Source organism: Paenarthrobacter sp. MSM-2-10-13 (assembly GCF_011605365.1).
In the GTDB taxonomy this organism is placed as follows: Bacteria; Actinomycetota; Actinomycetes; order Actinomycetales; family Micrococcaceae; genus Arthrobacter.
In genome coordinates this window covers 979,259-1,003,595 of record NZ_JAAOXO010000001.1, presented here as the reverse complement: position 1 = coordinate 1,003,595, position 24,337 = coordinate 979,259, and the positions used below count along the sequence as shown (strand labels likewise).

The 24,337-nt window shown below is 61.0% G+C and carries 21 protein-coding genes; 8 read left to right on the top strand and 13 right to left on the bottom strand.

Features of this window, described 5'->3' with window-relative positions:
- Positions 1-49 precede the first annotated feature (49 nt).
- Positions 50-1,483 carry a dipeptidase gene (locus HAV21_RS04770; RefSeq protein ID WP_142939121.1) on the bottom strand — a complete coding sequence of 478 codons (1,434 nt, stop codon included), beginning with the start codon at positions 1,481-1,483 and terminating at the stop codon, positions 50-52.
- A 133-nt stretch (positions 1,484-1,616) separates the two neighbouring features.
- Here HAV21_RS04770 and HAV21_RS04765 point away from each other — a divergent pair, with 133 nt between their 5' ends.
- Positions 1,617-2,210 (top strand): DUF3043 domain-containing protein, encoded by a 594-nt coding sequence (locus HAV21_RS04765; RefSeq protein ID WP_142939120.1) that lies wholly within the window; start codon positions 1,617-1,619, stop codon positions 2,208-2,210.
- Positions 2,211-2,294: 84 nt separating this feature from the next.
- On the opposite strand, the gene HAV21_RS04760 is transcribed toward HAV21_RS04765, so the two are convergent.
- Positions 2,295-3,374, bottom strand: coding sequence for a quinone-dependent dihydroorotate dehydrogenase (locus HAV21_RS04760; RefSeq protein WP_166840677.1), 1,080 nt, complete (start codon positions 3,372-3,374; stop codon positions 2,295-2,297).
- A gap of 68 nt (positions 3,375-3,442) precedes the next feature.
- On the opposite strand from HAV21_RS04760, the gene HAV21_RS04755 reads away from it, so the two are divergent.
- From HAV21_RS04755 to HAV21_RS04745, 3 genes are read left to right on the top strand one after another with little or no spacing between them, the layout of a single operon-like run.
- A complete protein-coding gene (locus HAV21_RS04755) occupies positions 3,443-5,125 on the top strand; it encodes an FAD-binding dehydrogenase (RefSeq protein ID WP_166840676.1) in 1,683 nt (560 codons plus the stop codon).
- Between the two features lie 9 nt (positions 5,126-5,134).
- Positions 5,135-6,160, top strand: coding sequence for an alpha/beta hydrolase (locus tag HAV21_RS04750; RefSeq protein WP_166840675.1), 1,026 nt, complete (start codon positions 5,135-5,137; stop codon positions 6,158-6,160).
- A complete protein-coding gene (locus tag HAV21_RS04745) occupies positions 6,157-7,230 on the top strand; it encodes an alpha/beta hydrolase (RefSeq protein ID WP_166840673.1) in 1,074 nt (357 codons plus the stop codon). Before HAV21_RS04750 ends, HAV21_RS04745 begins: the two co-directional genes overlap by 4 nt.
- Before the next feature lie 31 nt (positions 7,231-7,261).
- On the opposite strand, the gene HAV21_RS04740 is transcribed toward HAV21_RS04745, so the two are convergent.
- The 3 genes from HAV21_RS04740 to leuA all read right to left on the bottom strand — a co-directional run bounded on the left by HAV21_RS04740 (position 7,262) and on the right by leuA (position 10,666).
- Positions 7,262-8,086 (bottom strand): isoprenyl transferase, encoded by an 825-nt coding sequence (locus HAV21_RS04740; RefSeq protein ID WP_142939143.1) that lies wholly within the window; start codon positions 8,084-8,086, stop codon positions 7,262-7,264.
- Between the two features lie 2 nt (positions 8,087-8,088).
- Entirely contained in the window at positions 8,089-8,841 is a 753-nt protein-coding gene (gene recO / locus HAV21_RS04735) for a DNA repair protein RecO (protein WP_142939115.1), read from the bottom strand.
- Between the two features lie 85 nt (positions 8,842-8,926).
- Positions 8,927-10,666, bottom strand: a complete 1,740-nt coding sequence (gene leuA, locus HAV21_RS04730; protein WP_166840672.1) for a 2-isopropylmalate synthase — start codon at positions 10,664-10,666, stop codon at positions 8,927-8,929.
- 249 nt (positions 10,667-10,915) lie between these two features.
- Between leuA and HAV21_RS04725 the strand changes: the two genes are divergently transcribed.
- Positions 10,916-12,868: a M13-type metalloendopeptidase gene (locus HAV21_RS04725; RefSeq protein WP_166840671.1), complete on the top strand. Its 1,953-nt coding sequence runs from the start codon at positions 10,916-10,918 to the stop codon at positions 12,866-12,868.
- Between the two features lie 73 nt (positions 12,869-12,941).
- Here HAV21_RS04725 and HAV21_RS04720 read toward each other — a convergent pair whose 3' ends face one another.
- The 5 genes from HAV21_RS04720 to HAV21_RS04700 form a co-directional block, all read right to left on the bottom strand.
- On the bottom strand, positions 12,942-14,504 hold the full coding sequence (locus HAV21_RS04720; RefSeq protein ID WP_166840669.1) for an LCP family protein: 1,563 nt from the start codon (positions 14,502-14,504) through the stop codon (positions 12,942-12,944).
- A 106-nt stretch (positions 14,505-14,610) separates the two neighbouring features.
- Complete coding sequence (era, locus tag HAV21_RS04715; RefSeq protein WP_166840668.1) at positions 14,611-15,606, bottom strand: GTPase Era; 996 nt, start codon at positions 15,604-15,606, stop codon at positions 14,611-14,613.
- Complete coding sequence (locus HAV21_RS04710) at positions 15,557-16,888, bottom strand: hemolysin family protein (RefSeq protein ID WP_166840666.1); 1,332 nt, start codon at positions 16,886-16,888, stop codon at positions 15,557-15,559. The genes era and HAV21_RS04710 overlap by 50 nt, the downstream gene beginning before the upstream one ends.
- Positions 16,885-17,358: an rRNA maturation RNase YbeY gene (ybeY, locus tag HAV21_RS04705; protein WP_142939110.1), complete on the bottom strand. Its 474-nt coding sequence runs from the start codon at positions 17,356-17,358 to the stop codon at positions 16,885-16,887. The genes HAV21_RS04710 and ybeY overlap by 4 nt, the downstream gene beginning before the upstream one ends.
- On the bottom strand, positions 17,355-18,455 hold the full coding sequence (locus tag HAV21_RS04700; protein ID WP_166840665.1) for a PhoH family protein: 1,101 nt from the start codon (positions 18,453-18,455) through the stop codon (positions 17,355-17,357). The genes ybeY and HAV21_RS04700 overlap by 4 nt, the downstream gene beginning before the upstream one ends.
- A gap of 443 nt (positions 18,456-18,898) precedes the next feature.
- On the opposite strand from HAV21_RS04700, the gene HAV21_RS04695 reads away from it, so the two are divergent.
- Positions 18,899-19,771: a GerMN domain-containing protein gene (locus HAV21_RS04695; protein WP_166840923.1), complete on the top strand. Its 873-nt coding sequence runs from the start codon at positions 18,899-18,901 to the stop codon at positions 19,769-19,771.
- Between the two features lie 11 nt (positions 19,772-19,782).
- Here HAV21_RS04695 and HAV21_RS04690 read toward each other — a convergent pair whose 3' ends face one another.
- Genes HAV21_RS04690 through hrcA form a run of 3 tightly spaced genes read right to left on the bottom strand, consistent with a single transcriptional unit; the run spans position 19,783 to position 22,741 of the window.
- Positions 19,783-20,556 (bottom strand): 16S rRNA (uracil(1498)-N(3))-methyltransferase, encoded by a 774-nt coding sequence (locus HAV21_RS04690; protein ID WP_166840664.1) that lies wholly within the window; start codon positions 20,554-20,556, stop codon positions 19,783-19,785.
- 2 nt (positions 20,557-20,558) lie between these two features.
- Positions 20,559-21,683, bottom strand: coding sequence for a molecular chaperone DnaJ (dnaJ, locus tag HAV21_RS04685; protein WP_166840662.1), 1,125 nt, complete (start codon positions 21,681-21,683; stop codon positions 20,559-20,561).
- A gap of 50 nt (positions 21,684-21,733) precedes the next feature.
- Positions 21,734-22,741, bottom strand: a complete 1,008-nt coding sequence (hrcA, locus tag HAV21_RS04680; protein ID WP_062069563.1) for a heat-inducible transcriptional repressor HrcA — start codon at positions 22,739-22,741, stop codon at positions 21,734-21,736.
- A 191-nt stretch (positions 22,742-22,932) separates the two neighbouring features.
- Here hrcA and HAV21_RS04675 point away from each other — a divergent pair, with 191 nt between their 5' ends.
- Together HAV21_RS04675 and HAV21_RS04670 are read left to right on the top strand one after the other, a co-directional pair.
- On the top strand, positions 22,933-23,784 hold the full coding sequence (locus tag HAV21_RS04675; RefSeq protein ID WP_166840661.1) for a DUF3097 domain-containing protein: 852 nt from the start codon (positions 22,933-22,935) through the stop codon (positions 23,782-23,784).
- A gap of 122 nt (positions 23,785-23,906) precedes the next feature.
- Positions 23,907-24,320, top strand: a complete 414-nt coding sequence (locus tag HAV21_RS04670; protein WP_026005318.1) for a DUF4870 domain-containing protein — start codon at positions 23,907-23,909, stop codon at positions 24,318-24,320.
- Positions 24,321-24,337 lie beyond the last annotated feature (17 nt).

The window sequence follows — 24,337 nt, the reverse complement described above, 5'->3', positions numbered from 1 at the left end:
TGACGTAACCACAGACTGCAAGTGGTTGTTCCCCGCGCGCCGCAGGAGCCTACCCGGCCAGGCCTTCGGCGTTCAGCCGGGCCAACATCAAGGCCTCCGCCAACACTGCATGCCGGAAGTCTCCTATATGCAATGATTCGTTGGCACTATGCGCACGGGAATCAGGGTCCTCGACGCCGGTGACCAGGATCTGGACATCCGGATACATCTCCAGGAGATCGGCGATGAACGGGATGGAGCCTCCGATCCCCATTTCCACCGGCTGGACTCCCCACGATTCCCCCAGCGCCCACAAAGCCACCCGCGCTGCAGCGGACGTCGTATCGGTGGAAAAGGCATTGCCCCTCTCCCCCGGCGTGAACGTCACCCTGGCGCCGAACGGGGCATGGGATTCGACGTGCTGCTTGAGCGCCGTCATGGCGGCTTCCGGGTCCTGCCCCGGCGCCAACCGCATGCTGAACTTTGCCCGCGCCGACGGTATGAGGGTGTTGGATGCAACATCTACGGCCGGGACGTCCATGCCAATGATGGACAATGCCGGCTTGGTCCACAAACGCGAGGCGATGGTTCCACTTCCGGCGAGCCTCACGCCGTCGAGCACGGATGCATCGGCCCGGTAGTCAGCTTCGGTGAGATCAACTGCCACCTCGTCCCGGCCGACGAGGCCGGCCACTGCGACATTCCCGGCGTCGTCGTGAAGGGTGGCTATGAGCCGCGACAAAAGAGTAGGGGCATCGAGCACGGGGCCGCCGAACATGCCTGAATGGACCGCGTGCTCCAAGACGCGCACTTCGAAAGTTCCGTCAACCAGGCCGCGAAGGCTGGTAGTGAGGGCAGGCACGCCCACCTTCCAGTTGCTGGAGTCGGCAACGACGATCACATCGGCCCGGAGAAGTTCCTGGTGCTCCTCAAGGAAAGTGCGGAAGGTAGGTGATCCGGCTTCTTCTTCGCCTTCAAAGAAGAAGGTCACGCCGAGCCCGAAGTCGTCCCCCAGGACTTTTGTCACGGCACTGTAGGCGGCAAGGTGCGCCATGATGCCTGCTTTGTCGTCGGCGGCACCCCGACCATACAAGCGGCCATTCCGCTCTTGAGCGACAAAGGGCTCGGAGTTCCAGAGGCTGCTGTCACCCGGAGGCTGGACGTCGTGGTGGGCGTACAGCAGGATGGTCGGCTTGCCTGCGGCGGCAGGTCGGCGCGCGACGACGGCAGGACCACCGGGCGTACCGTCAGCCTTGTTGCATCGAAGGATACGGACGTCCTCCATACCGGATTCCTTGACCAGGGAGGCGACGGCGTCAGCGCTCCGGTCAAGTTCCTTGGGATCAAAACTCGGCCACGCAATACCGGGAATAGCCACCAGGTCTTCCAACGATGCGACAGTAGCGTCAAAGGATTCGTTGACAGCCGTGGTCAGTGCCTCGACAGGAGTGGAGCCGGAGAGCCCTTGCTTGTTCTGCGGGATGTCCGCATGTGCTGAAGTCATGGGCCACACTTTACCGTCGGGGATTCTCCCCCGAGGCAAGCACGGCCCGAACCACAAGGCTGCACATAAGCCAGAGGGTCCGGGCTATGGGACACGTAACCTGCACCACCTTCCCGAGGGGTATTCTGTATGGGTGTTCGGACGCAAAAAGGAAGAGCCCAGCGCTCAATCAGTAGTAGATCAGGCCTACGCCACCGCACCGGAGCCCGGTGCTGGAAAGGGCGCCCCTACGCCCAAGCGGAAGGACCAGGAAGCGGCCCGCAAGCGCCCTTTGGTTCCCACCGATCGTAAGGCCTCCAAGGCAGCGGAAAGGGTGGCCATCCAGGACCAGCGGCAGAAAATGCGGCAGGCCCTTGATACGGGAGACGAGAAATTTCTCCCCTATCGGGACAAGGGCCCCCAGAAGCGGTACACACGTGACTACGTTGACGCACGCTTCAGCCTGGGTGAGTACCTCATGTTCGGCGCTTTGCTGTTCGTAGTGATCTCCCTGATCATCCCGCCCACCAGCGCCGGCATCAGCTACGTCCTTATTGGCTTCTGGATCATGTTCCTTGCAGTCTTTGTGGACGTCTTCATCCTCTCCCGCAAACTTCGCAAGCGCCTTACGGAGAAGTTCGGTGAAGTGGAACGTGGTTGCATCTGGTACGGCTGCATGCGCGCCCTTCAGTTCCGCAAGCTACGTCTTCCGAAACCTCAGGTGAAGCGCGGACAGTACCCCGCCTAGGCGCCACAACCCTCAAGCAAATAAAGAGACCCAGGACCATTGGTCCGGGGTCTCTTTGTATGCTTCCAGGTTAGGTGGCCACGATTATGCGGCCGCCCGTCGGCGAAGTTTCACAAGACCTTTGTTGATTCTCGAAGCCCAGAAAGGACCTTCGTAAAGGAAAGCAGTGTAGCCCTGCACCAACGTGGCCCCGGCATCGAGCCGGTCCTGAACATCCTGCGGGGTGGCAACGCCACCAACTGCAATGAGGACAAGCTGATCCCCTACCGAGTTCTTGAGCCTGCGCAACACCTCGAGGGATCGCTGCTTGAGGGGCGCACCCGACAAGCCGCCCGCGCCAAGAGACTCCACCTTCGCAGCGTCGGAGACGAGCCCGTCGCGGGAAATGGTGGTGTTGGTGGCTATGATTCCGTCAAGTTTCAGGTCCAGGGCAAGCCGCGCGACGTCGTCGATATCTTCATTGGAGAGGTCCGGCGCAATCTTGACCAACAGGGGAACGTGCCGCCCGGCCGCTTCGTCGGCGGCGTCGCCAACAGCGCGGAGAAGGGGCCGCAGGCTTTCCACGTTCTGCAGCAGACGCAGCCCCGGAGTGTTGGGAGAGCTTACATTCACCACCAGGTAATCTGCCGCGGGCGCCAGGCTCCGGGCACTGACCAGGTAGTCCTCGGTAGCGTCCTCGAGCTCAACCAGCTTGGTCTTGCCGATATTGACCCCGATAATCGGCCGGACGTCCGGGTGCAGCCGCTGCAAAGCAGCCCGTGCTGCCTTGAGTCTGGGCGCGACTGCGGCGGCGCCGTCGTTATTGAACCCCATCCGGTTGATGACCGCTTGGTCCTCTATCAAGCGGAAGAGGCGCGGCTTTTCATTACCGGGCTGTGCCTGGCCCGTAATGGTCCCCACTTCTACATGTCCGAATCCAAGCTCGGACAAGGCTTCGATGCCGTGGCCCTCCTTGTCGAATCCTGCCGCCAGGCCGAACGGGGAGGGAAAGGTAAGCCCCAGCGCCTCCGTGCGGAGGGAAGGATCAGGAGTTGTCATTTTGGCAAGGATCCTCCCAACACCGGAACGGTGGGCCGCACGGATTCCTTGGAAGCCGATCTTGTGGGCCTTCTCGGCATCCATCCAGGAGAAGGCCAACTTAAAGAATGTGGGGTAAACACGCATGATCCTAGTTTTCCCGCTTACCCACCACTCACCAAACCCGTGACCTGCCCTGGCGCTAGCATGTAGGCATGCCGCTGGATAATCGTGATGCAGATCATGGAACCCAAAAGGTCAGTGCAGACATTGTGGTGATAGGCGCGGGCTTAGCCGGGCTGGTTGCCGCTGCCACGGCGTATGCAGCCGGCAAGACCGTGGCAGTCCTGGACCAGGAACCGGAGGCATCCGTCGGCGGCCAGGCGCACTGGTCATTTGGCGGACTCTTCATGGTCAACACGCCGGAGCAGCGGCGGTTGGGAGTGAAGGACAACACTGAACTCGCCCTATCAGATTGGCTTGCGTCGGCAGCATTTGATCGGATCCAAGACGGCAACGCAAGGAAATGGGCCGAAGCATACGTCGACTTCGCGTCAGGCGAGAAACGTCAATGGCTGCGGAGCCTCGGTGTTGGCATTTTTCCGCTGGTGCAATGGGCGGAGCGTGGCGGCTACGGGCCGCGGGGCCACGGCAACACAGTCCCCCGGTTCCACGTCACGTGGGGAACCGGACCCGCGCTGGTAGAGCCGTTCCTCGCCAAGGTGCGCGAGGGCGTTGCTACCCGCAGAATCAGTCTCCATTTCAGGCACCGCGCAGCGTCGCTGACCACGGCAGCGGGCAGGGTCACCGGCGTTTCCGGCGACGTACTGGAGGGGTCGACGGCGGCGCGAGGCCAGCAGTCCGGACGCAGGGTCGCAGGCAGCTTTGAGGCAAAGGCAGGCGCCGTGGTGGTGACGACCGGCGGCATCGGAGGTAACCACGCAGCAGTCCGCCGGCAATGGCCGGGCAACACTGCACCGGATGACATGCTCAGCGGAGTACCGGCGTCCGTTGACGGCGACTTCCTGTCCGCGGTTGAATCCGCCGGCGGTTCCTTGATCAACGGCGACAGAATGTGGCATTACCCTGAAGGAATCCACAACTACCACCCCGTGTGGCCCAATCATGGAATCCGGATTCTGCCCGGGCCTTCCTCCCTATGGCTGGATGCAGAAGGCCATCAGCTGCCCGCGCCATTGTTCCCGGGCTTTGACTCACAGGGAGCACTTCGACACATCGTGGGTACGGGACATGGATACTCTTGGTTTGTCCTGAACCGCACCATCGCCCTCAAAGAACTGGCACTGTCCGGGTCCGAGCAGAATCCTGACCTCACGAATAAGGACGTACGTCTGCTCGCATCGCGTCTGCGACCCACGACGGACGCGCCCATTCAACGCTTCCTGGACCGGGGCGCTGACTTCCTTCAGGCATCATCTCCTGCGGGTCTTGCCGAACGTATGAACCAGCTCGCAGGAGCCTACTTGATTGACGCTGCTGAACTTGGGGCAGTGATCCGTGCACGGGATGACCAGGTGAGCAGCGGCTTGGGCAAAGACCCCCAGCTGGCCGCCATCAGGGCGGCGCGCCGATTCGCTACCGACAAACTCATGCGGGTTGCTCCCCCGCACCGACTGACAGATCCCCAACACGGTCCCCTGATTGCCATCCGCCTTTCTGTGGTGACGCGGAAAAGCCTGGGCGGAATCACCACGGATCTGCACTCCCGGGTGCTTGACGGAGACGGTATGGCCATCCCCGGCCTCTATGCTGCCGGCGAAGCGGCCGGCTTTGGAGGCGGTGGTATCCACGGTTACCGGGCCTTGGAAGGGACATTCCTGGGAGGTTGCCTCTTCACCGGGAGGGCTGCCGGCCGGCACGCCGCTGCCAGTGTCTAAGCTGGAGCCATGGAGTGGACCGCTGACATATTGGGAACCGACTTCCAATCCTGCGGCCTTGAGGCCGCGGGCCCGGATGGCGTCATCCGGCATGCCACGCTGATCCGGTACAGGGCCCAGCCAGGAATTCAGGCCAGCGACGACCCCCAGCCACCGGCAAAGCGCTACGGCGCCATACTTTTCCTGCACGGTTGGAGTGACTACTTCTTCAATACGGAGCTGGCGGGCTTCTGGGCCGACCAAGGCTACGATTTTTACGCGCTGGACATGCACAACCATGGCCGGAGCCTCCGTGCCGACATGCCGGGCGGCTATGTTGCCAACCTGACCGACTACGACGCCGAGATTGAAGAAGCCATCACCACCATTCATGCGGATCGTGGTGTTTCCCCAACCGGAAGCCTGACACTGATGGGCCATTCAACCGGGGGTTTGGTGGCAGCGCTGTGGGCCAGCCGCCATCCCGATAGGGTCCAGTACCTGGTCCTCGACAGCCCATGGCTGGAGATGCACGGCAGTTCACTGGTGCGACGCGCCGCGCAAGCCATGGTGTCTCCGCTTGCTAGGATCCGCCCCGAGACCATCTTGAGGCTGCCTGAGCGCGGCTTCTACTTCCGGAGCATCAGCAGTACCGCTGAAGGGGAATGGACCCTGGATGAAAACTACCGGCCTCCGCTTGCGTTTCCGGTCCGAGCCGGCTGGCTGAGTGCTGTGTTTGCCGGCCATGCACAAGTGGCCCGCGGCTTGATGCTGGAGATGCCGGTCCTCGTGCTGACGTCCACCACCAGCGCCAACGGTATGGTGTGGCAGGAATCGATGCGCCGTTCCGATGCCGTGCTCGACGTGGGTGTCATCGCTTTGCGGGCCATGGCTTTGGGGCGGACAGTTACCCTGGAACGCATCGATGGAGCCCTCCACGATGTCTTTCTCTCTGCCCCGGCCGTGCGGAAAGACGCCTATGCACGGCTTGCCCGGTGGGTCAACGGATTCATGGACAACAAGGAGCCGGAGCGTCGGCGGGGAGGAGACACATGACCACCACGGAGGAGCCGGTTTCGCTGTGGCAACCGGACATTCTTGGCCACGGATACGAGTGCATGCGCTTGCCTATGAAAGCCGATGAAGAAGGGCCGGTCACGGCCACGCTCGTCAGGTACGCACCGCCGGCAACCCAGCCGTCCCCGCCAGGGATGCTTGACTTCCTGGCCTCCTTTACGAAGCGCAAACGACGCCCCGCACCAGCTGATCCGGGCGGAGCACCCAGAGTAGTTCTCTATTTGCACGGGTGGGCTGACTATTTCCTGCAAACCGAACTTGCCGAGTACCTGACGGCATCCGGCTTTCATTTCTATGCCCTGGACCTGCGGAAGTTCGGCCGCAGCCTGCTGCCAGGGCAGACACCTGGCTATACCTCGGACCTCGGCGTCTACGACGAAGACCTCGCAGCGGCCTTACGCGAGATCGAACGGGATGTCGCGCGAAGGACGGGTAGTTCCACGTCGCCTACCATCCACATGCTCGCCCACTCCTTGGGCGGGTTGATCGCTGCCCTCTGGGCGGACCGCCATCCCGGCCGGGTGGGTACACTCGTCCTGAACTCGCCATGGCTCGAACTCCAGGGAAGTAGCTTGGTCCGCAGCATCGCCATGCATCTGGTTGAACCATTCGCCCGGACCGATCCCAAGCGTCCTTTCAGATTTCCGGAAATGCCTGCGTACTGGGAAAGCGTCAGCAACGAGGGACATGGTGAGTGGATCCTGGATCCGGTGTGGCGGCCGCGGGCTTCGTTTCCCATCCGGGCTGGATGGACAAAAGCGGTGCTGGCAGGCCACGCAGCCGTAGAGCGCAAGCTCAACATCGACGCGCCCGTGTTGGTTCTTCTGTCCGGGCGGACACGGATCCAAGCCGAATGGACTGCGGACCTAATGCGCGCCGATGCGGTCATCGACGTCGAGGAGACCTCACGGAGGGCCCTGGGCCTTGCCCGGCGGACTGCTGTGTTCCGCTATCCCGGAGCCCTGCACGACGTCTTTCTCTCACGGCGGACCGTCCGCCAACAGGCTTACCGGGACGTGGCGGTGTGGCTGGCTGCTTATCCGTACTGATTTAGCAAGTGCATGCTACTTCGCTGGCGCGCTACTTCACGGCCGTCGCAGCGTCCACGGCCCCACCATAGCGACGGTCCCGTTTTGCATAAATTTCGACGGCGTCCCACAACGTCCGCCGGTCGACGTCCGGCCACAAGGTGTCCATGAAGACGAACTCCGCATAAGCGGATTGCCACAGGAGGAAGTTGGACAGCCTCTGCTCCCCGGAGCTGCGGAGAAAAAGATCCACGTCAGGAAGGTCCGGTTCATCCAAGTACTTCTGAATAGTCTTCTCCGACACCGATCCCGGCTTCAGACGGCCGGCGGCGACGTCGTGCGCGATGGCTGAGACGGCGTCGGCAATTTCTGCGCGGCCGCCGTAATTAACACACATGGTCAGGGTGCAGGTGTCATTGGCGCGAGTGTAGTCCTCGGCCTCTTCCAACTCCTTGATCACCGAACCCCACAAGCGGGGTCGGCGACCGGCCCAGCGGATCCGCACACCCCACTCGTCCAGCTGGTTGCGCTGGCGGCGTAGTACATCCTTGTTAAATCCCATGAGGAAACGGACTTCCTCGGGTGATCGGCGCCAGTTCTCTGTGGAGAACGCATAGACGCTGACGTACTTGATTCCGAGTTCAATGGCTCCTGCCATGACGTCCAGGAGGGCCGGCTCTCCCGCCTTGTGCCCCTCTATCCGCGGGAGACCACGCTGATTGGCCCACCGCCCGTTGCCGTCCATGACTATCGCCACATGCTGCGGGATGAGCTCACTTGGAATGCTTGGCGGTACCGCCCCGGAAGGGTGCCTGTAAGGGGCGACTACCGGAGCCGTCCTAGCCATGGTTGCTTTATTCTTCTTACCAAGTGCCACTGTCAGCTTCGCTCCACGTGTTTGAGTGATTTCAAGGCCCGTTCCAAGTGCCATTGGAGGTAGCTTGCCACTAAGCCCGCCGCCTCCCGTCTGTGCCGCGGGTCCGACGCATCAGCGACGCTCCACGTGCCAGTCAGCAAGGCACCAAGCAGCACCACAGTCTCCGGCGCGGGGGCCGGCGAACCCGGGGGCCTGCAGTCGCTGCAGACCATGCCTCCCACGGGAGCTGCAAATGCTGTATGAGGGCCGGGGCGGCCACAACGTGCGCAATCGGTGAAGCTCGGTGCCCAGCCACCTGTGGCCAACGCCCGCAAAAGATAGGAATCGAGAATCAGTTCCGGCGGATGGTCCGATCGGCTCAAGGCAGCCAAAGCACCCACCAGCAGATTGTAGTGCGCAGTCCCTGATTCGGTGTCGACATCAGTGAGCTTCTCAGCAGTCTCTGTCATGGCTGCAGCCACGGTGAAACGTCCGTAATCGGCGGCGATGCTGCTTCCGTACGCACCCTTCGCTACGGCCTGCGTCACAATGTCCAAGGTCCGGCCTTGAACAAGTTGCAGGTCAGCCACCATGAAAGGCTCAAGCCGCGCCCCGAAACGGCTGCTGGTCCTTCGGACGCCCTTGGCCACGGCACGAACCTGGCCGTGGTGTTTAGTCAGTAAAGTAATGATGCGATCCGCCTCGCCCAACTTGTGGGTGCGGAGCACCACGGCATCGTCCCGATAGGACCGTGCTGCAAACGACGGATTGGCCACAACTAATCTTCGCACTTTGCCGGGGTCCGGCAGTGTTCGCCGGACCGTGTGGTGACGGTATTTCCCGTCACCACACGGCATGTGCTTAAGCCTGAGCGTCGCGGACAGCCCGGTTTACGGCCGAAATCAGCGCCTTGAGGGAAGACGTGGTGGTGCTGGGGTCAATTCCAACGCCCCACAAAACGCGCTCTCCAACAGCACATTCGACGTACGCCGCAGCACTTGCGCTGCCGCCCTCGGACAGGGCATGCTCGCTGTAGTCCAGCACCCGCACGTCAACGCCGTCGTGGTGCAGGATGTCCAACAATGCCGCTATGGGACCATTGCCGTGGCCGGTCCGGCGGACTTCGACGCCGTCGATGCGCAGGTTTGCGTTCATGGTCATAGCACCCGACTCGTCAGTCTCAGTGCTTACACTGCCCAGTCCATATCGGCCCCACTGTGCTTGCTCTTCTTCAGCGGGCAGGTATTCGTCCTGGAAGATTTGCCACAGCTGGGCGCCGCTGACCTCGCCACCCACGGCGTCCGTGCGACGCTGGATAACTCCGGAGAACTCGATCTGGGCCCGCCTGGGCAGATCGAGGTTGTGCTCGTTTTTCAGCAGATAAGCCACGCCGCCCTTGCCGGACTGCGAGTTGACGCGGATCACGGCTTCGTAGCTTCGGCCCAGATCCTTGGGATCGATGGGGAGGTACGGCACCTGCCAGGTGAAGTCATCAACCGATTTTCCGGCGGCAGCTGCGTCCTTCTCCAGCGCCTCGAAGCCTTTCTTGATGGCGTCCTGGTGTGAACCGGAGAAGGCGGTGAAGACGAGGTCGCCACCGTAGGGTGAACGCTCCGGAACGGGCAACTGGTTGCAGTACTCCACGGTGCGGCGGATTTCATCAATATCGGAGAAATCGATCATGGGGTCCACACCCTGGACGAACATGTTCAAGCCCAGCGTTACCAAGTCCACGTTGCCCGTACGTTCGCCGTTGCCGAACAAGCAGCCTTCGATGCGATCGGCACCGGCCAGATAACCGAGTTCAGCAGCAGCGACGCCGGTGCCGCGGTCATTGTGCGGGTGGAGGGAAATGATGATTCCCTCGCGAGGGTGCAGGTTTCGGTGCATCCACTCGATGGAGTCGGCGTAGACGTTGGGCGTTGCCATTTCGACAGTGGCCGGCAGGTTGATGATGACCTGCTTGTCAGCCGATGCCTCGAAGACGTCGGCAATGGCGTTGCACACGCGAGCGGCGTACTCGAGCTCGGTTCCGGTGAAGGACTCAGGCGAGTACTCATACGTAATGTGCGTATCCGTCAGGGTCTCTTCGTACTTCTTGCACAAGCGCGCACCCTGAAGCGCAATGTCCAAAATGCCGTCCTCGTCCTGGTTGAACACCACGCGACGCTGCAGAACGGACGTGGAGTTATACAGGTGAACAATTGCCTGCTTGGCGCCAACCAAAGACTCGTACGTGCGCTCAATCAGATGCTCACGTGCCTGCGTCAGAACCTGGATGCTGACATCATCCGGAATATGGCCACCCTCAATGAGTTGGCGAACAAAGTCGAAGTCGGTCTGCGACGCTGACGGGAAACCAACCTCGATCTCCTTGTAGCCCATCTTGACGAGCAGCTGGAACATCTTCAGCTTGCGAGCCGGGCTCATAGGATCAATCAGCGCCTGGTTGCCGTCCCGCAGGTCAACTGCGCACCAGCGCGGAGCCTTGGTGATGACTTTGTCGGGCCAAGTACGGTCCGGAACCTCAACGGAGATCTGGTCCTGGAACGGCAGGTAGCGGTGAATCGGCATACCGGAGGGCTTTTGTGCATTACGCATGACGTGTGGCCTTTTCTCTAAGAACTAAGTGAAAGCTTAGCCGGACACAACGGAACTCCGCGGCGAGGATGGCCCAGCTTCAGATAGCTTTCAGGCCTCGCCGCGGCAGCTAAGAAGAAGCATCGCCGTACGCACAAATTCACAGTAACACGATGCGTATGATGACAGTGCAACACCTCATGCAACGTCCACTATGCAGACGCCGCGACGGTGGCAACGCCGGCTGCAGTGTCCACACAAGGAGCCACAGTGCCACAATCGGGGATCTCTCTTTCGAATATCGATCACAGCGTCCGGCCCCAGGACGACCTTTATCAGCACGTCAACGGTGCGTGGCTCAACAGCACAACGATCCCCGACGACAGGCCGCTGGAAGGTACCTTCACCGCCTTGCGGGATGGCGCCGAATTGGCCGTCAAGGCGATCATCGAAGAAGCGGCCGCCAAGGGAGAGTCAGCCACCGGCGTCGAACAGAAAGTCGGCGGTCTCTACGCCAGCTTCATGGACGAAGAAGCAGTCGAAGCAAAAGGTATGGACCCCGTGCGAAGCCGCCTTGATGAGGTGCAGGCGGTGGGCTCTGTGGAGGAACTGGCTGCCCTGATGGGACGCCTGTTCCGCTCAGACGTCTCCGGGCTCTTCTCCATCTATCCTGCTCCGGACGCCGGGAACCCCGAACGCATCCTCCTGTATATCGGGCAAGGGGGCCTGGGCTTGCCGGACGAGTCCTACTACCGCGAAGAAAAGTTCGCGGGCATCGTGGCTGCCTACGGTGAATACATTTCAAAGCTTTTCAATCTCGCGGGCATCGCGGACGCGCAAGTTTCCGCACAGCGCATCGTCGCACTGGAAACCGCCCTGGCGTCCCACCACTGGGACAACGTCACCCTGCGCGACCCCCAAAAGACCTACAACCTCAAGACCGCAGATGAAGCAGTGGCAATCTTCCCCCTGCTCGACACGTGGTTCCAGGCAGCGCGGGTAGACGCAGCAAAGCGGAGTGAAATAGTGGTGAGCACTCCGGACTTCTTTGCGGGCGCTGCGGCTTTGCTGGAATCCGAGTCGCTGGAAGCATGGAAGGAATGGCTGACACTCCGGGTTCTCAGCTCGGCCGCCCCGTACCTGTCATCAGGGTTCGTCTCCACGAACTTCGACTTCTACGGCACCACGCTCAGCGGTACGCCACAGAACAAAGAGCGGTGGAAGCGCGGGGTGGCAGTGGTCGAAGCAGCCCTCGGCGAGGCCGTGGGCCAGATCTATGTTGATCGGCACTTCCCTGCGGGACACAAGGCAAGGATGGAGACGCTGGTCTCAAACCTGATCGAAGCCTACCGGGAGAGCATCTCCTCCCTGGCGTGGATGGGTGCGGAAACCAAGAAGGAAGCCCTGAAAAAGCTGGACGCATTCCGTCCAAAAATCGGCTTCCCGGAAAAATGGATCGACTACTCTGCCGTCGAGATCGACCCCACGGATCTTCTTGGCAACGTCGAGCGTGCCCATGATGCGGACGTGAACCGGCACTTGGATGAAATCGGCAAGCCGGTCGATCTGACAAAGTGGCTCATGACACCCCAGACGGTCAACGCCTACTATCATCCAATGCTCAATGAGATCGTCTTCCCTGCGGCTATCCTTCAGCCCCCGTTCTTCACTGCGGATGCAGACGACGCAGTGAACTATGGCGGCATCGGCGCGGTGATCGGTCACGAAATCGGCCATGGTTTCGACGACCAAGGATCCCAATTCGATGGCAGCGGCGCGCTCCGCAATTGGTGGACCGAGGACGACCGGACAGCCTTCGAAGCCCTGACGGCGAAGTTGGTTTTCCAATACGACGCTTTGTCCCCCTATGCTGCGCCGGAGCATAAGGTCAACGGCAAGCTGACCCTGGGCGAGAACATCGGCGACCTCGGAGGCCTGACGATTGCCTACAAGGCCTACCTCCTGAGCCTGAACGGAGCCGAGCCGGAGGTCATTGACGGCTTCACGGGATTCCAACGATTCTTTATGTCGTGGGCTGCCGGCTGGCGCCAAGTGATCCGCACTGAAGAAGCCATCCGGAGACTGGCTACCGACCCCCACTCCCCCAACGAGTTCCGCACCAACGCCATTGCCCGTAACCTCGACGCATTCCATGCAGCATTCGCCGTGACTGAAACCGACGGCATGTGGATGGAACCCGGGGAACGCGTCAGCATCTGGTAGTACCCGCATGACACAACGGCCGGCCAGTTCAAAAACTGGCCGGCCGTTGTTGTTTGCTCCTAATGCATGGAACCTATTGCTGATCGATGTACAGGGGATTCACCTGTTGGCACACGGCATCGTTAGCTGTTTGGTTGACTACATCGGACGGCACCGAAGCCGCACCGTAAGCGGTCCCCGTGCCGAAGTCAGTACCCACGTAAAGCTGCACTCCCGCCACACCCGGGGACTCCTGAACCTGAGCGGCAGGGATGCCGAAAAGTGTAGCTACGTCAGCAGCAACGTCCGCAAAGCCCGGTCCGTAATAAAGCACAGTCTGATCCACCGGATTAGCCAAGTAGGACACCGTCTGGGCGAAGCCGTTGCCAGTGAGCACGGTCATGAGCTCCTGCGCCCTGGTTGGAACGCCGCTGCCGTTGGCGACGGCCACCGGCTGAATCGCTTTGTCATACGCAGGTGCGGCAGGCGTAGTAGCCGTGGGCTGTGGGGCCGGGCTTTCGCTCGGTGCAGGAGTGGACGTCGCACCAGGCGTCGTGAGGTCAAGATCGGCACGAAGCGCGGCGAACAGCTGTGACGCTTGGGGCTCGACGAGCTCCAACCTGTTAAGGTCCACCGCTGCCTGCTGCGTGGGCACCGCTACGAACGCCACCTTGGAAACATCAATGTCCTTGAGTCGCCCGCCAATGGTCAACAGTGAAGGAACGGACGCCAGGCCCTCGTCCACGGTCAGGTTCTGCGTGACCACATCTGCGATCTGCAGCAGCCTCTGCGGGTTACCCAGAGTCCCCTCATCCTTAAGCTTCCGGGTGAGGGATGAAAGGAACGCTTGCTGACCCTTGATGCGGCCAAGGTCACCTCCATCGCCGAAAGCATGCCTGGTCCGGAGGAATGCCAAAGCCTGTTCGCCTTCCACCAATGAATCCCCCTTGGCGAGGCGGAGCCGGGAATCCGGGTCAAAGACCGGATCACTGACGCAAACGTTCACGCCACCCACAGCATGCGAAAGCTCCTTGACTGCGTTGAAATCGGCCATCATGAAGTGGTCGATTTCCAAACCGGTGAGCTTGTTGACCGTATCCACGGCGCAACCGATTCCAGCTTCAGCCATGGCCTCGTTGATCATCACGCCGCTGCGGGCAGGGAATGTCTGGTTGTTGGTGCGGTCGGTGCACTGCGGCACATCCACCAACAGGTCTCGCGGGAAACTCAGCACATTGACGCGTTTGTTATCCGCGGAGATGTCCAACAGCATCATGACATCGGAATGGCCGTAGCCGGTGGAGTCCTCGGTGCTACCGTATTCGGCATTCTTTCCGTCACGGGTATCGGAGCCAAGGATCAGGATCTGCAGTCGATCCGTTTTGTCATCCACCAGCGGGTCACCGGCATTACGGGTTTCCCCGGCGCTCAAGGGCGCCTTGGTGATGTTGTTCTGCAGCCGGATAAACCAAAAAGCAGCAAAGGCAACGCCGGCAACCAGGGCAACGGAGACTACGCCGGTGACAATCTTCAACCAAAGTGGCAGCCCCTTGGGCACCCTCATATGGCGAGGGGTGCCGTCGGCATCCTCACCATGGCGTGCCCCCGCGGGGCCAGCGGTGCCGGTGCCCTGCGGGCGGGCGTCACGACGTCGCACTATTCGGTTTACCTTTCATCAAACAGCTGGATCCCCGCAATCATAGTTGCCGTTTCTGGGAAGTTCCTTATCGGGCCTCAAGCCACGCCGGATCCAGCGACGCGAATCAGAAGCCGAGTTTGACCAATTGCTTGGGATCGCGCTGCCAATCCTTGGCCACCTTGACGTGAAGATCGAGATAGATGCGGATGCCGAGCAGAGTCTCAATACCCTTTCGGGCGTTGGTTCCCACCTCTCGCAAACGGCTTCCGCCCTTGCCGATGATGATGGCCTTCTGGGAAGGCCGCTCAACGTAAAGGTTCACGCGAACATCCAACAGCGGGTTGTCCTCGGTCCGGCCTTCGCGGGGAACGATTTCCTCCACCACCACAGCGAGCGAGTGGGGAAGTTCATCGCGGACGCCCTCAAGGGCTGCTTCGCGAATCAGCTCTGCGATCATGACGGCCTCAGGCTCGTCAGTCAGCTCGCCGTCAGGATACAGCGGAGGTGAGGACGGCATGTGGCTGATCAGGACGTCTGCAACAGTGGAGACCTGAAAACCGTCGGCGGCAGAGACAGGGACGATGTCGGCCCAGCCCTGCTCGCCAAGAACCTCGCGGCCCAAAGCGGCGACGGCGAGCAATTGCTCCGTCAACGCCTGACGATCCACCAGGTCGGTTTTGGTCACCAGTGCCACGATGGGCTTGCGTCCGACGGCGGCCAGCTGAGCGGCGATGTACTTGTCGCCGGGGCCGATTTTTTCGTTGGCCGGCAGACAGAAACCGATTGCATCGACTTCCGCCAGAGTGTCTGCAACAAGTTCGTTGAGCCGCTTCCCCAGCAGGGTACGCGGGCGGTGAAGGCCGGGAGTGTCCACAAGGATCAATTGGGCATCATCGCGGTGGACGATACCGCGAATGGTGTGCCGTGTAGTTTGCGGTTTGGCCGAGGTGATGGCCACTTTCTGGCCAACCAACGCGTTGGTCAGCGTCGACTTACCCGCGTTGGGCCGGCCCACCAGCACCGAGAAGCCAGCGTGGAAGCCACCGAAGTCTGCATCGGCGTCAAATTTATTATTTTGCTTGCTCACGTGGAACTCCCTGTTGCGTTGAGTCGGCGTCATCGAGTAGGTCTTCAAAGTCAGTGTCTTCCTTTGGCATGGCTGCCGCAATGATGTGGCTGACTCTGTTTCGGCGACCCTCCAGCCTATCTGCCCGGAGCGATATTCCGTTCACTTCAACGGCGCTCCCCACAATGGGAACCTGCCCAAGGGCCTTTGCGAGCAGACCGCCTACTGTATCCACCTCGTCGTCGTCCAGATCGATGTCGAAAAGTTCACCCAAGTCATCGATGCTCATGCGGGCGCTTACACGATATGTACCATCATCGAGGTGAACGGCCTCTTCGGCGGCGGCGTCGTACTCATCCACGATCTCGCCAACAATCTCCTCGATAAGATCCTCGAGGGTGACCAACCCGGCGGTGCCGCCGTACTCGTCGATGACAATCGCTACGTGTGTGGACTCTTTCTGGAGTTCCCTGAGGAGGTCGCTCACGGGCTTCGATTCCGGGACATACCGCACGTCCCGGGCGAGTGAATCAACATCGTGAACTTGCAGTCCAGGTTCCCTCCGATGCATGGCCGCAGCCACATCCTTGAGGTACAAAATCCCACGGATCTGATCGGTGTTCTCCCCGATGACGGGGATCCTTGAGTAACCGGACCGCAGGAAAAGGCCCATTGCCGTTTCGAGATTCGAGCCCGTACCGATGCTCACAATATCGGTGCGGGGAACCATGACGGAACGCACCAAAGTATCACCAAAATCAAAGACCGAATGAATGAGTTCTGCCTCATTGTCTTCGATCATGTCCGACTCGGCGGCACGATCGACGAATTCGCGAAACTCTTCCTCGCTGACGAAAGCGTCGTCGCCACCTGGGGCGCCGGGGGCGACTGCCTGTCCCAGCGCCACCAACCAGCCGGGGATGGGCCCTAGTATCCAGCAGAGGAACCTGATGAGCGGTGCAGTGAAACGAACGACGGGTCCGGAGTGCGCCCGGCCCAACTGCCGGGGCGAAACGCCGACCAGTACAAACCCGATCACCGCCATGATCCCCGTAGCTGCAAGTCCGGCGAGCCAGACGTTGTCCAGCAAACTGTGGAGGACCACGGCGACGGCGACTGCTGCCGCCATTTCAAACCAGACCCGCCAAAAACGCAGAGCGCGCATATGTGCGATCGGGTTCTTGAGGATACCGCCCAGGGCCTTGCCCTTGCTCCGCACTATGGATTGTTCTGCCTCATGCCGGGGCAGGAAGTTCAATGCAGCCTCGGCTGCAGTCAGCAGTGCAACGAAGCTGAGGAACACCAGCGCCATGCCGACCAGGATGATCGAGGTCACTGCATGGTCTCCATGGGGGCATCCTTGCCCAGGAATTCAGACAGCAGTTCCCGCTGCAAACCGAACATCTCTTCTTTTTCCTCCGGCTCTGCGTGGTCAAAGCCAAGCAGATGCAGAATTCCGTGGGTGGTCAGGAGCAGCATCTCATCCTGCGTCGCGTGGCCTGCGTTTGCTGCCTGCACCTCTGCCACCTGCGGGCAGATGGCGATGTCACCCAGCATGCCTTGTGGCGTGGGCTTGTCCGGGGTGCCCGGCGTCAATTCGTCCATGGGTACGGACAAAACGTCCGTAGCCCCGGGCTCGTCCATCAGTTCGATGTGCAGTTTCTCCATGGCCGGTTCATCGACAAGGAGGATGGACAGTTCTGCCTGGGGATGGATGTACAAACGCTCGAAGATGAAGCGGGACAACGTCACCAGTTGGGCCTCGTCCACCGCTACACCGGACTCGTTGTTTACTTCAATGCTCATTGACGTTCTCCACGTTTGTAGTGCGCTCCGGGTTTATATTGTGTGCTCGCGACGTCGCTGCCATGTGCGTCATCCCATGCGCTGTAGGCGGAAACGATGTCGGCAACCAAACGGTGCCGCACGACGTCAGCCGCTTCCAGGATCGAGAAATTGACATCGTCGATTCCCTTCAGGATTTCCCTGACGATTCGCAGGCCGGACGTCGATCCGGACGGCAGGTCGATCTGCGTGACATCACCGGTAACCACCATTTTTGAACCGAAACCCAGACGTGTAAGGAACATCTTCATCTGCTCCGGTGTGGTGTTTTGGGCTTCGTCCAGGATGATGAAGGCGTCGTTCAGCGTGCGTCCGCGCATATATGCCAACGGGGCTACCTCGATGGTTCCTGCAGCCATCAGGCGGGGAATGGACTCGGGATCCATCATGTCGTGCAAGGCGTCATATAGTGGGCGAAGATAGGGGTCGATCTTGTCGCTCAGCGTGCCGGGGAGGAAGCCCAGCCGCTCCCCCGCTTCCACGGCTGGCCGGGTCAGGATGATCCGGCTGACTTCCTTCGTTTGCAAGGCTTGCACCGCTTTGGCCATTGCAAGATAGGTCTTGCCGGTACCTGCCGGGCCGATTCCAAAGATGACGGTGTTCTCATCAATGGCGTCAACGTAATTCTTCTGATTCAGCGTCTTGGGCCGGATCGTCTTACCGCGGCTTGAGAGGATGTTGTGGGTCAGCACATCGGCAGGATTCTGCACGGACTGGGCCCTCAGAAGGGACACGAGCTGCTGAAGGATGTCCGGAGTCACCACGGTCCCCTTCGCCACGAGCCCACGGACTTCCTCCAACAGACGCATAACGCGTGGAATGACGGTGGAAGGGCCTGTCATGGAGAGCTCGTTGCCACGGACATGGAAATTGACGTCCTGGAACTGTTCCTCGATGTACCGCAAGGCTTCGTCGTGGCTGCCCAACGAGTGAACCATCTGGTCGGAGTTGTCGAACGTGACAACTTCCGTGCGCGTACCCGGTAGTGTGTGCGGGAACTCGGTGGGCGGCTGGTTGCCGTTTCCGGTCCTAAGCCGCCCGTTCAAAGATTCACTCATAGTGTTGGCCTTAGGCCTTTTCTCCTCCGGTTGGTCGTGTTACCTGCCATCGATTCGGCATTCGTGGCCGCTGTATGGGGCACGTCCGGATGCCGGAATGTCTTCAATCCTACGCCAGCCCGGCCTGCGATGAACCGAAACCATCGGCATCATCCGGCGCCTGCCGTCATGGCGTACATTTTGTCTCAACTCGGCATCAAGCGGGTATCAATCATGTTTCAGTTGGCGCTGATCCGCGCAATCCCGGCCGACCGCCGTCGACGATGTGCCAAGCTGGCATAGCGGGTGGCATCCAAGCACCCTGCGGCCCGGCTCCGTTGGCTGGGAATCGGCGGCTGGGGCCGCCATGAGACACAAGGTTAGGCAGGACACCCATTTCGGAGCCAGGAAGCATTGGAGATGGCGCGCGCAGACGGACAAAATCCGTTATCGCTGTGCCGGCGATGCTTGCTGTCCTGTTGCTCACTGGTTGCATAGCCAACGGGGGCGATTCCCAAACCGGCACGAGTTCGCCATCCGTCAGCGTTAACGACGCGCCAGCCAGCCAGGCACCGCTGGAAACTACGCAGGCTTCCACGAAGATCCCGGTTTACTGGATTGGACGCAGCAAGGAACAGGTTTATCTCTACCGTGAGTTCAGGGATATCTCCAGCGACGGAAACCCCGTGACCACCGCACTCCGGATCATGATGTCCGAAAAACCCCTGGACCACGACTTCTTCACCCCCTGGCAGGCCCCCGAAAGCCTGGCCACCTCCATCTCCGGCAAGAACGTCATCACCGTAGATATCTCGCGGGATGCCTTCAACTCAAACCTCGACGCCGGAATGGCGCAGCGCGCTGTCCAGCAATTGGTCTATACGGCGACGGCGGCAGCCTCGTCCTCGGGACTCATCAACTCCGGCCAGCAGATCCAGGTTGTCATCCTGGTTGACGGACACACGGACTACATGGCGTTTGGGGAGGTAAAGCTCGGCCAACCCATGGAACGGAACGCATCCTTGGTGGCACCTCTGTGGATCATCGATCCGCAAGAGGAAACAACACTGCCTACCGGAGTGGTCAAGTTCAATGGCCGCAGCACCGACAGTTCAAAGCCGGTCAGCTGGCAGATCCTGCAGGAAAATGGCAAGGGCGAAAAGAGCAGCCTGCTCACCGGGAGAACGCAAGCAACCGGTGAGCCTGGTCAATACGGAGCCTTCACCTTCAGTGCCACATTGAAGGCCGGCAAATATGAGCTGCGGGTTTCACAAGTGGATGAGGCCGGCGCAACCATCGAAACGAGCACCGACACCCGCCTGTTCAACGTCGGTTAGCTGCGGGGCGGCTACCAGCGGCCCAGGACGTCACTTGCAAGAACGACGGCGGCGGGTCCCGCCGTCGAGGACCTCAACACGTGGTGACCCAGAAGTGCCGTGACGGCACCGGCGTCACTGAGCCGCGTTACCTCTCGTGGTGAGATGCCACCCTCCGGTCCGACAATCAAGAGGACCTCGCGAGGGGTCCCATCATCTCCAGTCCGGACCGCAACCGACTCTTCAAGGACGGTCCGCAGGGGGTTCTTGGCGTCTTCATGCAGGATGATGGCCACATCAGCGGCCGCGACGGCCTTCGCCAAAGCGGCAGTGTCCATCATGGACCGTACCTCAGGAATCCAAGCACGCCGCGCCTGCTTGGCTGCCGCCGTGACCACGGACTGCCACTTCGCGTGCGCCTTGGCGGCCCGTTCGCCTTTCCAACGCACGATCGCCCGCTCGGACTGCCACGGAATGACGGCGTCTATTCCGAGTTCCGTGGCAGTCTCGATGGCGAGTTCGTCCCGATCGCCCTTGGCAAGTGCCTGAACCAGCACCAGCCGGACCTCAGGCTGGTCCTCGAGGACCACCTCGGATGCCTTCACTGTGAGGGTGCTGGAACCGGCGTCAACCACGGCGCCAGTCAACCGCATGCCCGAACCGTCGGCTATGTCCACGGGCTCACCCACGGCCAGTCGCTTGACCGTGACGGCATGGCGCGCCTCAGCACCTTCCAACACAAATGTGGACCCGGGGATCAGCTGGTTAAGGCTTCCCGCCGGTGTAAAGAAAACCGGATTGCTCACCGCTACAGGTTACCGAGCTTGTCCCGAAGCTTCGCGAACATTCCGCCGCTTGCCACCAGCTTTCCTTCGGTGAACTGCTCACCGCGCAATTTGGCGAGCTGCTGCAGGAGTTCCTCCTGGGCCGGGTCGAGCTTGGTCGGGGTCTCCACGTGCAAGTGCACCTTGAGGTCGCCGCGTCCATAACCCCGGAGGTGCGTAACACCCAAGCCGCGCAGGGTAATGATTTCTCCGGATTGGGTACCGGCCTTCACGTCCAAGTGCTGTGCGCCGTCGAAGGTGTCCAACTGCAGCTCCGTGCCCAGTGCCGCCGCGGTCATGGGCACACTCAGCGTGGCGTGGAGGTCGTCGCCTTCACGCATGAACATGGAGTCGTTGTTGACCCGGATCTCCACATAGAGATCGCCGGCGGGGCCTCCAGCGGGTCCCGCTTCACCCTGCCCGGACAGCTGGATGCGTGTACCAGTGGCGACACCGGCCGGAACCTTGATGGTGAGGGAACGACGACTGCGGATGCGGCCCTGTCCATTGCACTCGTTGCAAGGGTCCTTAATGACTGTGCCGAAGCCTTCACACGAACCGCAAGGGGCGGCAGTCATGACCTGGCCCAGGATGGAACGAACCGCCCGTTGGACCTGGCCGCTGCCACCGCAGATGTCGCAGCGTTCCGGGTGGGTGCCCGGGCGGCAGCAACTGCCATCGCACGTGGGGCAGATCACGGCGGTATCCACTTCAAGCTTCTTGTTGACGCCGAAGACGGCATCCTTCAAATCGATGCGGACGCTGATGAGCGCGTCCTGGCCCCGCCGGACCCGGGAGGCCGGTCCGCCCTGACCGCCGCCACCAAAGAAGGTGTCGAAGATGTCCTGGAAGGCAAAACCCTGGCCGGCGTAGCCGCCACCGAAACCGTTGTCAGTGCCGTTTTCATTGCCGGTGGCATCATAGACCCGGCGCTTTTGGGGATCGGACAACACCTCGTAGGCGTGGGTCACGGCCTTGAACTGTTCCGCGACATCTTCACCGGGGTTTACGTCGGGGTGCAGTTTCCGCGCCAACTTGCGGTACGCCTTTTTGATCTCTTCCCCGGTGGCTTCCGGCGAGACTCCCAAAACGTCATAGTGGCTGCTCAAAGTCGGTATCTCTTCCTTGTTGTACTACGGATGTTTCCTCGGACCGGTGTTTAGCCGCCGAGAATGCGGGAAAGGTAACGGGCCACGGCTCGTACTGCTGCCATGGTGGTGGGATAGTCCATGCGTGTGGGACCAAGAATCCCCACCTTGGCACCGGAGCCATAGCCCGTAGCTACGACCGAGGCCTCCGCCAAGCCATCGTAGGGATTCTCGCGTCCAATGCTCACGGTAACGCCGCGGGGATCATCCCCCATGTCAGATAACAACCGGAGCATGACAACTTGTTCCTCGAGTGCCTCCAGCACAGGGCCTATGCTCAGGGGGAAGTCAACGTTGGAGCGGGCCAGGTTTGCCGTTCCAGCCATCAGGATGCGCTCTTCGCGGCTGGTGTCGCTCAACGATTGAAGGCCCTGGGCCAACGTCTGCGCCAGACTGCGCAGCTCCGGCGGACACAGCGCAACGACAGAAGGAAGCACTTGAGGCAAAAGCGCCAGCTGTGTGCCGGCAATGTTGCCCAGGAACCGGGACCTCAGGAGCATCAGGGCCTCATTGCTCACATCGGAGCCGGCGTCGATGACCTTCTGCCCCACGCTGCCGGTGTCCGCAATCAGGACCACGAGGACCTGTTGAGGAGCCAAGAGGACAAACTCCACGTGGCGAACAAGCGCGCGGTTCGAATGCGGGTACTGCACAACGGCCACCTGGTTGGTCAGCTGTGACAGAAGCCTTACGGTGCGCTCCAAGATGTCGTCGACATCATCGGGGCCTTCGAGCAAAGAATGGATGGCCCTGCGCTCGGCCGCTGAGAGCGGTTTGACCTGCGATATGCGGTCAACGAAAAGGCGATAGCCCTTGTCGGTGGGAATTCGCCCGGCACTGGTGTGAGGCGCCGCAATCAGGCCTTCCTCTTCCAAAACCGCCATGTCATTCCTGATGGTAGCGCTGGAAACGCCAAGATGATGCCGCTCCACGAGGGCCTTGGACCCGACAGGTTCCCTGGAATGCACGTAATCCTCAACGATGGCACGCAGCACTTCGAGCTTGCGCGGCTCACTCAAGGCTCCACCTCCTGACGACTGCCATGGTTCTTCCGACCGGTCAACGCGGGATCCCGCTCAGACCTCCACACTTAGCACTCAACATGCCCAAGTGCTAACAAGTCTAGTATGAGCCACCCCGTTGTTAGCATTGAAACCTGCCGCGGGCGGCTTCGGCCCGCACCGTAAACCAGCACAAAGGTAGGAATCCCTTGGCTTTGAACAATTGGGGCCCGCAGGATCTGTCCGCTCCGGCCAAACAGAAGCTGCCGGAAGTAGCCGTGCAGCGGGGAATGGTCCTCGAGGACGTGCAGTCGGGCTGGGTGGGTGAGGTGACCCGCATTGAGAAGTCGGGCGGAATGCACGTGGTCTCCTTGGAAGACCGGCGTGGAAAGACCAAATCGTTCCAGCTGGGTTTTGGCTTCCTGCTCGAAGGTCAGGCTATCCGCTTGATGCCTCCCGCCCCCCGCACCGCTGCATCCGGGGTTCCGTCCGGCCGGACGGCCTCGGGTTCCGTCAGGGTCCAGGGGCAACGGGCACAGGTAGCCAAGGCCAGCCGCATTTGGGTGGAAGGAAAGCACGACGCCGAACTGGTGGAGAAGGTCTGGGGTGATGATCTCCGGGTGGAGGGCATCGTGGTGGAGCCATTGCACGGCGTTGATGACCTGAAGTCCGCCATCGCCGACTTCAATCCCGGCTCAGGCCGCCGGCTTGGAATCCTCGTGGACCACCTTGTGCCCGGGTCCAAAGAGTCCCGAATTGCCGCCGAGGCCATGACGGTCCCGGGGGCTGCGGGAAACGTCCTCATTGTTGGACACCCCTACGTGGATGTCTGGCAGGCGATCAGGCCCAAGGTCCTGGGCATTGAGGCCTGGCCCTCCGTACCCCGCGGGATCGATTGGAAGACCGGAATCCTCAGCGCGTTCGGCTGGCCTCATGAGACCCCTGAGGACATAGGCTTGGGCTGGCAACGCCTTCTGGGCGCAGTCCGCACCTATGCCGACCTTGAGCCATCGCTCTTGGGACGGGTGGAAGAAGTCATCGATTTTTTGACGGTTCCTTGAGGTGGAGTCCTTCAGGTATCAGCAACTACCGTGTCAACGGGGCGTTGGTCCCGGCAAGTGCGTCGGTGCCGGTATTCTGGGACAGCAACAACGCAGCATCTTTAAAGCAAAGGGAAGACAACGTGGCAGATAACGCTCCTGAAGAACCGGGCAGCGCCGCAGGCCGGCCCCAGTACCATGGCGCGCCTGCCAACGCACTCCCGTTGACAGCCAGCGAGGACAGGCAATGGGCTACTCTGGCCCACTTTGGCGGCATCCTGGGATGCCTGCCGTCCCTTCTGATCTACCTGATTTTCCGGGATCGTGGACCGTTCACCGCACAGGAATCCAAAGAAGCGCTGAACTTCACGCTGCCTCCCACCATCGCAGCAGTTCTGGCCAACATTTTGGTCCTGCTTCCTGTGGTCGGCAACATCTTCGCCGTCATCGCCACCGCGATCTGGGTTGCCCTGACGTGTTTCTCCGTATCGGCGGGCATCAGGGTAAACCACGGGCAGCCTCACCGTTACAAGGTCAACCTGCGCTGGATTAAGTAGCTCACCTTCGCTCGTCC

Coding starts and splice junctions, on each gene's coding strand:
- ybeY (WP_142939110.1), bottom strand. CDS start 17,358: ATGAGCATTGAAGTAAACAACGAGTCCGGTGTAGCGGTGGACGAGGCC.
- HAV21_RS04695 (WP_166840923.1), top strand. CDS start 18,899: ATGCTTGCTGTCCTGTTGCTCACTGGTTGCATAGCCAACGGGGGCGAT.
- HAV21_RS04760 (WP_166840677.1), bottom strand. CDS start 3,374: ATGCGTGTTTACCCCACATTCTTTAAGTTGGCCTTCTCCTGGATGGAT.
- HAV21_RS04750 (WP_166840675.1), top strand. CDS start 5,135: ATGGAGTGGACCGCTGACATATTGGGAACCGACTTCCAATCCTGCGGC.
- HAV21_RS04700 (WP_166840665.1), bottom strand. CDS start 18,455: ATGAGTGAATCTTTGAACGGGCGGCTTAGGACCGGAAACGGCAACCAG.
- era (WP_166840668.1), bottom strand. CDS start 15,606: ATGACGCCGACTCAACGCAACAGGGAGTTCCACGTGAGCAAGCAAAAT.
- leuA (WP_166840672.1), bottom strand. CDS start 10,666: ATGCGTAATGCACAAAAGCCCTCCGGTATGCCGATTCACCGCTACCTG.
- HAV21_RS04770 (WP_142939121.1), bottom strand. CDS start 1,483: ATGACTTCAGCACATGCGGACATCCCGCAGAACAAGCAAGGGCTCTCC.
- HAV21_RS04745 (WP_166840673.1), top strand. CDS start 6,157: ATGACCACCACGGAGGAGCCGGTTTCGCTGTGGCAACCGGACATTCTT.
- HAV21_RS04755 (WP_166840676.1), top strand. CDS start 3,443: ATGCCGCTGGATAATCGTGATGCAGATCATGGAACCCAAAAGGTCAGT.